11 protein-coding genes are annotated in these 10,754 nt (G+C 43.9%); 5 read left to right on the top strand and 6 right to left on the bottom strand.

The window, feature by feature from the left end; genetic code table 11:
* The coding region (locus tag APU11_RS00055; RefSeq protein ID WP_060578299.1) for an EAL domain-containing protein at nt 1-1,249 on the top strand (1,249 nt) is incomplete at its 5' end.
* Here the strand turns inward: APU11_RS00055 and APU11_RS00050 are convergent.
* The 5 genes from APU11_RS00050 to APU11_RS00030 form a co-directional block, all read right to left on the bottom strand.
* Nucleotides 1,227-1,472, bottom strand: a complete 246-nt coding sequence (locus tag APU11_RS00050; protein WP_013097073.1) for a YmjA family protein — start codon at nt 1,470-1,472, stop codon at nt 1,227-1,229. The two genes, APU11_RS00055 and APU11_RS00050, sit on opposite strands and share 23 nt — an antisense overlap.
* Before the next feature lie 71 nt (nt 1,473-1,543).
* Nucleotides 1,544-1,891: a DUF1304 domain-containing protein gene (locus APU11_RS00045; protein WP_029881988.1), complete on the bottom strand. Its 348-nt coding sequence runs from the start codon at nt 1,889-1,891 to the stop codon at nt 1,544-1,546.
* Between the two features lie 61 nt (nt 1,892-1,952).
* Complete coding sequence (betT, locus tag APU11_RS00040; RefSeq protein WP_058651470.1) at nt 1,953-3,950, bottom strand: choline BCCT transporter BetT; 1,998 nt, start codon at nt 3,948-3,950, stop codon at nt 1,953-1,955.
* A gap of 143 nt (nt 3,951-4,093) precedes the next feature.
* Complete coding sequence (locus APU11_RS00035) at nt 4,094-4,729, bottom strand: response regulator (RefSeq protein ID WP_029881986.1); 636 nt, start codon at nt 4,727-4,729, stop codon at nt 4,094-4,096.
* A gap of 330 nt (nt 4,730-5,059) precedes the next feature.
* A complete protein-coding gene (locus APU11_RS00030) occupies nt 5,060-6,124 on the bottom strand; it encodes a helix-turn-helix domain-containing protein (RefSeq protein ID WP_032618368.1) in 1,065 nt (354 codons plus the stop codon).
* 70 nt (nt 6,125-6,194) lie between these two features.
* On the opposite strand from APU11_RS00030, the gene APU11_RS00025 reads away from it, so the two are divergent.
* Genes APU11_RS00025 through APU11_RS00015 form a run of 3 tightly spaced genes read left to right on the top strand, consistent with a single transcriptional unit; the run spans nt 6,195 to nt 7,947 of the window.
* On the top strand, nt 6,195-6,974 hold the full coding sequence (locus tag APU11_RS00025; protein WP_058651469.1) for an alpha/beta hydrolase: 780 nt from the start codon (nt 6,195-6,197) through the stop codon (nt 6,972-6,974).
* Nucleotides 6,975-6,999: 25 nt separating this feature from the next.
* A complete protein-coding gene (locus APU11_RS00020; protein ID WP_038979849.1) occupies nt 7,000-7,635 on the top strand; it encodes an NAD(P)H-dependent oxidoreductase in 636 nt (211 codons plus the stop codon).
* Nucleotides 7,636-7,638: 3 nt separating this feature from the next.
* A complete protein-coding gene (locus APU11_RS00015; RefSeq protein WP_029881982.1) occupies nt 7,639-7,947 on the top strand; it encodes a hypothetical protein in 309 nt (102 codons plus the stop codon).
* 150 nt (nt 7,948-8,097) lie between these two features.
* Here APU11_RS00015 and APU11_RS00010 read toward each other — a convergent pair whose 3' ends face one another.
* Entirely contained in the window at nt 8,098-9,399 is a 1,302-nt protein-coding gene (locus tag APU11_RS00010) for an oligosaccharide flippase family protein (protein WP_239691321.1), read from the bottom strand.
* A gap of 562 nt (nt 9,400-9,961) precedes the next feature.
* On the opposite strand from APU11_RS00010, the gene APU11_RS00005 reads away from it, so the two are divergent.
* The gene (locus APU11_RS00005) at nt 9,962-10,561 is read left to right on the top strand and encodes a helix-turn-helix domain-containing protein (protein ID WP_060578297.1); all 600 of its coding nucleotides are present in this window, start codon (nt 9,962-9,964) and stop codon (nt 10,559-10,561) included.
* Nucleotides 10,562-10,754 lie beyond the last annotated feature (193 nt).

Raw genomic sequence — 10,754 nt, 5'->3', positions numbered from 1 at the left:
CGTCTGTACTGCCTTTTGGGGTAAGCTCGCCACTCCAGTCCCTCTACCGACAGAACTCCATAAAACACCAAGAGGCTTTCTGTTAGCGCAGTTTTCGAGAAAGGATTTTTTCACTGGCAACGCGGCAATCTATAATAATGTGATTATTTTCACCTCGCGTTATGCCTACGATAAATTCACGCCGGTTACGGCAAACTATGCGCTGAGTACCACGACGAAAGATTTCGACCGAACATTTTTCTCGGTTAAGCCAGATGTCATAAAACACCACTGGCCAGATTCAGCGTTTTTTACCCTGACCCTGACGCAGTGCAGCACGCGATGGGACATATGCGTTACGGTGAAGCATTACGACGCGGGCCTGGCTTCGCTCCCCATTGTGGTGTTTATTCTTCTGACGACTATTCTGTGTTTTATCTGGACCGCAATCTCGTTGTTTTTCATGCGCATTTACGAAGATCGCTTCTCACTGGAGCGAACGCTGGTTAAGGCGGTAAAAAACAATTCTATCAGCGTTAACTACCAGCCGATTATACGTATCCAGGATAAAAGCATTGTCGGGGTAGAAGTGCTGTCGAGATGGCGCGATTATCATCGCACCGATGTCTCCCCGGAACTGTTTATTCCTTTAATTAAGAAAATTGGGCTGTACCGACAGTATTATATTAATATTATTGAAAAATCGCTGTCTGAGATCGCACCGCTTGCCATTAAACATCAGCTGATGATTTCGCTGAACGTTGGGCGAACAGAGATTGAAGATGGGCAGTTTATCCAGACGTTACGTCGTGAATGTGCATTTAATCACATCCCCCTGTCTTTGATAAAAGTGGAACTTTCAGAAAAAGCGGTATCCAGTGCGGATATTCTGGAAGGATTTTGTCTGGAGCTGAAAAAACGTGGGGTGAGAATATCGATAGACGATTTCGGCGTGAAAAACTCAAACCTGGACCGACTCTCTCTGCTGGAATATGACGAAATCAAAATCGATAAGTCGCTGGTGGACGGTATCAATGAACATTATAAGCAGAATATTTTTGCTATTTTTTGCGATGCGCTTGCCAGGCTCAACAAAACGCTCGTTTTCGAAGGGGTGGAAAGTGAAACCCAGTATCATTTTATTGCGGACAGGTATCCTGACGCTCTGATCCAGGGGTGGTACTTCTCAAAATCACTGACACGCAGTGAACTGGCGAAGAAACTTACGATGAGAATGCCCTTGCGGGCTACTCGTTCCCCCACTGATTAAGGAAATTCGCAATATCATCGATGCGTACCGTGCGGATCCCCGCCTCACTGGCCATTTCCTGCTGGGCTTCCTCGCTGATTTCCTCGTTGTTCGTTAACCGCGTCAGCAGCAGCTGGAAATAGTACGCTAGCGCGTCATGCTCTGACTCACTGACTGGTTCAGCGGTTTCCGTCGAATACTCATCGACGATGTCATAATATTTAAGCGGAATATCGTTGTTCATAAACAGTCTCTCGTCTGTCATTTAGCGGGTGATGCACCGAGTATAGCGGACGCATTACGTTGACCAAAGTATTAGATAAGCAGCGCAAGTAAGGCAGCGAGAGCCGGCATAGCCTGAACATAGAGGATTTTTCGACTGGCAGTCGCTGCGCCAAAAATTCCGGCAAGTAGCACGCAGCTCAGGAAAAAGACGGTCACAGGGACACCGCGCTCTCCGAGCCAGAGTCCCCAGAGCAGACCCGCCGCCAGAAAACCGTTATACAGCCCCTGATTCGCAGCCAGTACGCGGGTTTCACGCGCAAAATCGGGCGTGAGATTGAAAGCCTTGTGCCCGGTTTTGGTGTTCCACAGGAACATCTCCAGCACCAGAATATAGAGATGGATTAACGCAACAATAACGATAAGTACAGTGGCTAACATAAGGCTGTCTCACACAGTCAGTGGCAAAATAAATGCCGTCCCATCGGACGGCATTTTTGTATTAACGAACCAGGTGCAGGAAGTGCAGATGTTTTTCGTACTGGTCCAGTATGTCATTGATAAGCTGTTCCTGATTCCAGCCCATCACATCATAGTTCTGACCGCCCTCTTTCAGATATACTTCAGCGCGATAATAGCGGTGTTGCTCTGCCTGTTGCTCGTCATTATCCATAGCGGCAAGAGCAAAAGTTGGCGAATTATAGCCACGTAGCCTCACTTCATAAATAAAGTTCAGCTCATTGCCTAAATCAACTTCAAGCCGGAGACGATCGTCAGCCGCATCATTGATATGACTCAACGTCCCCTGCTTGTTCAGTTCTTCCTGAACCAACGTCATGGCAGGCTGGATAACGTCGTCCATAAACCGTTTCACCAGAGAACGTTTCGGCAGATAGGCAATATTGCGCAACCTTCTCTGCCACGGAATAGGGTTACGTGCGGCAGTCGGCGCAATCGTCGCCATGCTCAGACTTTCACGTTTGGTCAAATCCCGACGCAGGGCTTTTAACAGTCCGTATATTGAGATCAATAAGATCACGGAGAACGGTAATGCGCTCGCTATTGTCACGGTTTGCAGCGCGCTCAGCCCACCCGCAATCAGCAATGCAATGGCCACAATCCCCATGAGCGAGGCCCAGAAAATTCGCTGCCATACAGGCGTGCTAGCGACGCCACCCGATGCCAGCGTATCCACAACCATCGCCCCGGAGTCAGCCGAGGTGACAAAGAAGACAATGACCATCGCCATTGCAATAAATGACAACACTGAGGAAAACGGGAAATGTTCAAGGAAATTAAACAGGGCCAGCGCGACATCCTGCTGGACGGTATTTGCCAGGTCTGTTGCTCCCTGATTCATGATGAGATAAATGGCGCTGTTACCAAACACCGTCATCCACATGAGGGTAAAACCTGCGGGAACAAACAGCACGCCCGTAACAAACTCACGAATTGTCCTGCCACGGGATACGCGCGCGATGAACATACCGACAAACGGCGACCAGGAAAGCCACCATCCCCAGTACAACAGCGTCCAGCCACCAAGCCAGTTGCTTGATTTCGGTTCGTAGGCGTAAAGGTTAAAGGTTTTACTCACTAATTCCGAAAGATAACCGCCGGTATTTTCGACAAAAGATTTCAGTAAAAGTACGGTTGGTCCAAGACACAGCACAAGCGCCAGAAGTAAAACAGCCAGACCCAGATTGAGTTCAGAGAGGATACGTATTCCCTTGTCCAGACCGGACACCACTGAAATCGTCGCTAACCCCGTAATCACCACAATCAGAATGACCTGCACCGTTTCATTGATGGGCACCCCAAAAAGGTGGTTCAGACCGGCATTAACCTGCAAAACACCGTAACCCAGCGATGTGGCAACGCCAAAGACCGTCCCTATCACCGCAAAAATATCGACTGCATGGCCGACAGGACCGTAGATGCGATCGCCGATGATGGGATAGAGTGCGGAACGCAGCGTTAATGGCAAACCGTGACGGTAGCTGAAGAATGCCAGAATCAGCGCCACTATGGCATAGATGGCCCATGCATGCAGTCCCCAGTGGAAGAACGTCAGGCGCATGGCTTCTTTCGCTGCGGCTACGGTTTCAGGGGTGCCGACGGGTGGCGAAAGGTAATGCATTACCGGTTCGGCAACGCCAAAGAACATCAGGCCGATCCCCATCCCTGCCGAAAACAGCATCGCAAACCAGGAATGGTAGCTGAAATCAGGCTGGGCATGATCCGGCCCCAGTTTGATATCACCGTAACGCGAAAGACCGAGGAAAGTAACACTCAGTAAAATCAGGGCGACAGCAAGAATGTAGAACCAGCTGGCATTGGTGAATATCTGTTGCTGCAGGAGTTTGAATTTTTTGTCGGCCAGATCCGGGAATACTGCGGCAAAGGCGACAAGAAGGAAAATTAACAAAGCAGATGTGAAGAATACCGCTTTGTTAATCTGGCTTGTAGACTTCTTTGGGATAGTATCATTTTCACTCATAATCAATTCATTCCATTATCGTAGACCGCCCCGGTTGAGAGGCGTTACCTCTCATAGAGTAGCAAAATTCAACACCCCAGGGGGACAATAATCTGAATGAATGTCAGGGTGATATAAACTGTCCGGTGACGATCGCCGCGTTATCAATAAAGCCTGCGGGGTGGACATCGGGATTTACCGATTTGCAACGTGCCGGCAGCATGTACCAGATCCGCTAACGTACGAACCTGCATTTTATCCATCACCCTGCGTCGATGTACCTTCACCGTAATTTCTGTTATGCCCAGTTCCGATGCGATTTGTTTATTTTGCAAGCCATTAATTGCCAGCTCAAAAATCTGTTTCTCACGTCGCGTCAACGCCTGGTAATTTTTGCACAGTTCAAATAACCGTTGCTGTTCCAGAAAATGGTTTGTCGCGTCGATCAATACCTCATTCACCACGCGCAAAAGTTGTTCAGGTTCGACCGGTTTGGTCAAAAAATCCCGGGCGCCTGCTTTCATTGCCCGAACGCAGGAAGGGATTGAGCCGCTCTTCGTCAGAATGAGTACCGGTATAGCGCATCCACGCGCTTTGAGTGCATCCATCACGTCAAAGCCATTCATACGCGGAAGGTTTAATTCAAGGATTAAGCATGAAGGATGATCAACGATGGGAGAGGATAAAAATTCTTCGGCATTACTGAAGTCAAATGTCTGATAGCCCGCGGCTGTTAAGAACTGAACAACAAACGACCGATATGCATCATCATCATCGATAACATAAATAACCTCTTCCATATCAATTTCTCCTGATTAAATCTTTCAGGGACATAATACGAACAGTTGCGTCCATTCCCAAAGTATTTATGACTGCTAACGTCATGCCGGATATCTTTTCCATACCAACAGTAGGTAAAATCAAACAAGCCAACCATTCGTCAACCGTCAGGCTTATTGACTGCGAGTAGCATCAGGACAATCCGAAAAAAAACTGAACTTTCACAACATTCGCTTTCGAGTGTGAATCTGTCCGCGCCACACATTTATATTCAGAGGACGACATGATATTGACGGATGGTCAGCCAATCATCAGCTCAGTCACGCCCTTGATAAGCCAACAATAGCCGCTCATTCGCAGCCAGAATTTGAAGGGTTCGTTGTCAAAAGCCGCTTTCTGAAACTTCCGGGGGACATCCCCATCATGGCGCTAAAAGCGCGCCGGAAAGCAGTTTCATCGCTATATCCGCAAATATTTGCGATCTGTGAAATAGTCTTTCCTGGGCTTTCAAGAAGCACAGATGCAGTTTCAATACGAACCCGCGTAATGAAGTCTTTCGGACTTTCCTGGATGAGCGTTTTCATTTTACGGTTCAGCGTGCGGGTCGTCATATTCAGAGCTGCAGCAAGTTGCTTTACCGTCATTGCAGGGTTCTGATAACGAAGCAGACTCTCTGCTTTAGTCAGTAGAGGATGTCTTGAGTTGAGAAAACCTGCGGGCGCATAAATTTGCTGTGACAAAGGCTGGCTGTCAGCAACGGCCATGTCAGCTGTCAATTTTGCCAGCTCATTACCAGCATGATTGCGTACGAGGTATATAACCAGGTCGACCCATGAAAGCGGGCCGCCCGCGGTTATCACATTGTCTTGTTCTGCCAGGGTTTTTCCCCATATGGGTTTTGCAAGTGGATAGCGTTCAGCGAAAGTTGGATATAACCACCACGTAGTGGTGCAGACCCGTCCGTTGAGCAAACCCGCCTCTCCCAGCACAAAACCGCCCGCACATGCTGAGGCAATACAGCTTCCCTCTGAATATTTAACTTTCAACCACTCGGCCGCATTCGATACAGCTGCTTTGTCAGCCGGAAATCTTTGCTCATCCAACTGCATACCGCTGGCAATGATCAGCTCGAAGTTGTCAGGTTCATTAAATGAGCCATCACTTTCGATGATTCGTCCCTGAACGTCCCTGACGGGCTGCCCATCCGCGGTAATCGTCCTGACGTCAAAAAATGGATCAGCCCTGGATAGTTCAGGGCTCACTGTAGGGTTTAGCCTGATCACCTGATTCGCCAGCCAAAACATATCAGCCAGCCCTGCCAGCGCCGAACGCATGTTGCCCGGAAGCGCAAGTAACGCAACTCGCATTTTAACCCCAGTGCCGAAGAATGTCTTATTTCGCATGTTACCTGTCATTAATGACACTTCATACCCCCTGTCAGCATGATTACACTGCCTGAAACTGAGAAATACGGGAAATATAGTTATGCGTAAGCAAAATTTAATGTCGGTCGCGCTGCGAAAAGGAGTATTTGCTTTGTGTCTTTTATTTATGAGCAACCCGCCGCTTCTGGCACAGGATTCGGGTGTAAAAAATATCGTGCTGGTTCACGGTGCCTTTGCTGACGGATCGAACTGGTCAGCCGTCATCGCTCTCCTGCAGGACCGGGGCTACCACGTTACTGCTGTTCAGAATCCCCTGACATCCTTACGAGAGGATGTGGCTGCAACAGAGCGTGTACTTGAGCGTCAAAATGGTAACGTACTGCTCGTTGGCCATTCATGGGCAGGGGCGGTGATCACCCAGGCTGGTAATGCGACTAACGTAAAGGGGCTCGTCTATTTGTCCGCCCTTGTTCCGGACAGCAATCAGTCTGTTTCTGACGCACTTGCGCACTTCAATGCCCCCATGAAAGGTATGGAAGCCGATAAAAACGGCCTCATCTGGCTTGATAAGCCACAGTTGTTTCATCAGGTTATGGCTAATGAGCTAAGCATGAAACAGAGCCTTCTGATTTCTGCGGTGCAACAGCCTATCGCCGCTGCCGCTTTTAACGAAAAAGTGAACGCGGCAGCCTGGAGAGAGAAACCCTCCTGGTATCTCATCACAGAAAACGATAACGCGCTGAACCCGTTAGTACAGGCAAATTTTGCCCGTGAAGCAGGCGCACATATCACACGAATTCACTCAGATCATCTATCCATGATTTCTCATCCCAAAGAGGTTGCAGCACTGATTGTAAATGCTGCGCAGAGTATTCACTGACCCTTACACAACAGGACGATATGCAATGAAAATTCTCCATCTTGATTCAAGTATCAATTATGAATTTTCAGTAACCCGACAGTTGTCGGCTGAAACAGTGAAACAACTGATGGCAACCAGTCAGGGGAATCAACTGACTTACCGGGATCTTGTAAAAGACGAAATCAGCCATCTCACCGGGGAAATCGCTGCAGAATTCAGGCCTGTTACCGGACGACCCGCAACTACAACGCGTCTGGACTCTGAGCGAGAATTATCAAATGCTCTGGTCTCTGAGTTTCTTGAAAGCGACGTAATTGTTATCGGAGCGCCAATGTACAACTTTTCTGTTCCCAGCCAATTAAAAGCCTGGATGGACAGAATCGCGCAGCCAGGGAAAACCTTCAGCTACACCCCAACAGGCCCTGTTGGTCTTGCGGGGGAAAAAAGAGTCATCATAGCCTCAGCCAGGGGGGGGTTTTATGCCGGTACGGCATTTGAAGAAATGGACTTTCAGGAGCAATTTCTGCGTAAGTTTCTGGGCTTCCTGGGCATTTCAAATGTTGTGTTTGTCCGGGCTGAAGGCGCATCTAAAGGGGAGGAAGTAAAGCTCAGAGAACTATCCCGTGCTTTCTCTTTAATACCACAAGCCATTAATACCGTTTCTGCCGCTAAGGAATAAACCATGTTGCACGCCGTCACGCTGACTTACCTGACACAACCTGATGCGATTTCCGATCATCTTGACGCACATAAACAATGGCTGCTGAGGGGGTTTGATGAAGGAGTGATTCTTTTTGCCGGCCCGCTCAGCAATGGTGCTGGCGGCTTCATTCTTTTTCAGGGGGATAACATCAGCAATATTCATAACTTTCTTCAGGATGACCCCTTTATAATTCATAACATTGCAGATGCCGAAGTAATGAGTATTGAGCCGGCGTTATGCGCGCTGGGATTCCCAAAAAAATGGGCGGAGAACGCTCGTTTCATCTGACCATTACTCACTGTAAAGCGTCCTGAAACCTATGAAATGAGTCTGTTTCATGTATTTCGAGGACGCTTTTATTTGTCATTAAACAGCGCGCCATTAAGAATAAATCTTAGAAGCATTTTTTATTTAGCTCAGTTTTGAGGCTGCCTTTTTTTAGCTTCCATCTGATTTTTTCATTCCAAATAACCTCCGAAAATACACATAAATAATTTTAAACATCTCGATGTGGACTGATAATATAAATCCCTGCATAAACAAATAGTTAATAACTGTCAGAGAAAAAACTTCAGTAATGATAACCGCTGATGCAGCACCAATCAATCCGAACCTGATTGAAAAGAAATAAGAAAGCACCAGACTTAAAACCAATATAAATATAGTCTTCCATAATAAAAACCTATACCCAGAAAATTTAATTATTATTTTTGATGAAACCATGCCAAGTGTAGACAATAATGTTGAGAAACATAACAAAATGCAGGGTGTTATTGACTCCTTATAGGATTCCCCGTATAGATAGAGAATTGCGAAATTTACTAAAAATATAATCACCAACATTACCGGAATCGACAACAAAATGATATTTAAATGTAACCTGGCACCTAATTTAATTATTTTTTGATTATTTTTCTCTCGAAATAAAGATGGAAGACAAGAAGTCAACAACGATAATAAAATGAAACTCCAACTCGTTGCAATGCTTTGAGAAACTGAATAAATACCGACATCATGATTTCCATATAAAAAAGAGATTATAAGCACATTCAACCTTGGATAGATTGATGAAATGATTGAAGGAATAACAAGAATGCTTCCCGCATAACTCAGATGGAATAATCTTTTTTTTAGTACACTATACTTAATTGTTACCATCCTTTTATATTGTTTTCTAAATACATATAATTTTAGAAAATAAGGAATGGCACTTATTATTATTAGAGGCAATCCAAAATAGATAATCGGCACTTTATATCTAACCATTAATGCCCTGGCTCCTAAGCCGAAAATAAGGCCAACTACGTTTGCAATAGCATTAATTCTTGAGTTCAGTAGTGACTCGTTAAAACTTGTGTAAGTATCAATAGTATAAAAATAATACGCCAAACAGATTGACAGCACTAATGTCATACCTGTTAAATCCATTCTCATATTTAAAAACATTATGCAAATACTTGCAAAAATGATAAATATTATACTTCTCAACACAAATACAGGCATCATTAATTGTATGCCGCCAATCAAGTTTGTGCTTATCCTTTTATAGAATATACTATCGCTGCCAAACACCCCTACAACCTGAACAATTTGAAAAATCGCAGTTGCAATTGCTATTTGCCCAATTACCACAGGCCCCAGGTATTTAGCCACTAAAGCATTTATAAAGAAAAGGCCCACTACGCCGATTGTTTTTTCTGCAATCATCCACAAGAAATTTTTTTGAGTTTTGCTTAACACTTACTCAACCTCATTTAAATATTCATTTCTCTTCATCATCTTTATAAAGCAAATCTATAAATTGAGTTACATCCATACTTTTTTTATTCAACCGAATAAAATAAAAAACAGCTACTATTAGTATCAATAAAGCTATGCATAACAATAGAAACAACATATCGAGCCCCCGTGTTAATACTCAGCCCAACTTAAAAATGAGATGATTTTTTAAGTGCCAAGCATCAATCCATATAGAATTAATGAGTTGTTTTGCGCAATACCGATAAAAGGTAAATAGTCGTATATCATTCCTATATAGAAATAAATTTCCATATAAATGATTAACTCTAAAAATCACGCTCAAATAACATAAAGCCATCTTCGAATCGACTATTAACAATGATAGGTTGATAAAATCTTAAGAACTCAGCACTAACTTTTGATGATCTGGCCTATAAAAAATTAAATTATGTATAATTACACAAACACATATTTAAATTTAAACTTGCCATCTTCTAAAAAGGTTATATGATTACCTAACATCAAACTTTAAGAATGAAAATAGTAGCTGAGGCTTCACACCATGTTTAACCATATCTTAGAGATTGTTGAAGGATCTAACAAGTTTATGCGCATTTATGCGTCAAATGGACAACGAATAAACTTCATGCTTAATAATAAACCACATGTATACTTTCTCACTGAAGGTAGAGTAGACATTTATAGAAAAGCAGACGATATTCTAATTTTCACTGTATATGCGCCTTATATTCTAGGGATAATCTTTATGTTCGAAAAGGATGATTACCATTACTTTCGAGCTTCAACGGATGCAACTTTCACAGCAATTTCAACTGTGGAATTGGATTGTTTGGCTGATAGTAATAACTTGTGGAAACATTTTTTCTTAATGACTTGCGAAATCACTTTAAACTTTTTTAAAAGAGACCAGAGATTTTCATCAAAAAATGCCTACGATATTATAAAAAACAATTTAGAAGCCATATGGGAATTACCAGAGAATGAAAGATCTCAAATTTCAGTGTTCAAGTTCATTTTGTCCAGAAGCTCAATTTCTCGTAGTTCCTTAAATACAGTTTTGAAAGATTTGAATGATGGTGGATATATTAACATTCACAGAGGAAAGCTTCTAAACATCAAAAACTTACCATTAAAATATTAATCATTTAGGAGGCAGAAATATCTTTCGCCATAATGGTGTTGTTTCTGATGCAATTCTTTTGTTTTCATTGATGCGATAATTAGCATAAAAACAATAAATTGAAAATGGAATCAATACCATTATCGTTAAAATAGATATTATGTTATACGTGTTCATACAACCCTTCTTTTGTTGCCAAAGCATACATATACAA

It is taken from the genome of Enterobacter sp. 50793107 (genome assembly GCF_001463365.1).
Classification (GTDB): domain Bacteria; phylum Pseudomonadota; class Gammaproteobacteria; order Enterobacterales; family Enterobacteriaceae; genus Enterobacter; species Enterobacter cloacae.
The sequence above is the reverse complement of the archived record's forward strand: the minus strand, read 5'-3'. Positions and strand labels throughout refer to the sequence as shown.

Coding starts and splice junctions, on each gene's coding strand:
- APU11_RS00050 (WP_013097073.1), bottom strand. CDS start 1,472: ATGAACAACGATATTCCGCTTAAATATTATGACATCGTCGATGAGTAT.
- APU11_RS00045 (WP_029881988.1), bottom strand. CDS start 1,891: ATGTTAGCCACTGTACTTATCGTTATTGTTGCGTTAATCCATCTCTAT.
- betT (WP_058651470.1), bottom strand. CDS start 3,950: ATGAGTGAAAATGATACTATCCCAAAGAAGTCTACAAGCCAGATTAAC.
- APU11_RS00035 (WP_029881986.1), bottom strand. CDS start 4,729: ATGGAAGAGGTTATTTATGTTATCGATGATGATGATGCATATCGGTCG.
- APU11_RS00030 (WP_032618368.1), bottom strand. CDS start 6,124: ATGACAGGTAACATGCGAAATAAGACATTCTTCGGCACTGGGGTTAAA.
- APU11_RS00025 (WP_058651469.1), top strand. CDS start 6,195: ATGCGTAAGCAAAATTTAATGTCGGTCGCGCTGCGAAAAGGAGTATTT.
- APU11_RS00020 (WP_038979849.1), top strand. CDS start 7,000: ATGAAAATTCTCCATCTTGATTCAAGTATCAATTATGAATTTTCAGTA.
- APU11_RS00015 (WP_029881982.1), top strand. CDS start 7,639: ATGTTGCACGCCGTCACGCTGACTTACCTGACACAACCTGATGCGATT.
- APU11_RS00005 (WP_060578297.1), top strand. CDS start 9,962: ATGTTTAACCATATCTTAGAGATTGTTGAAGGATCTAACAAGTTTATG.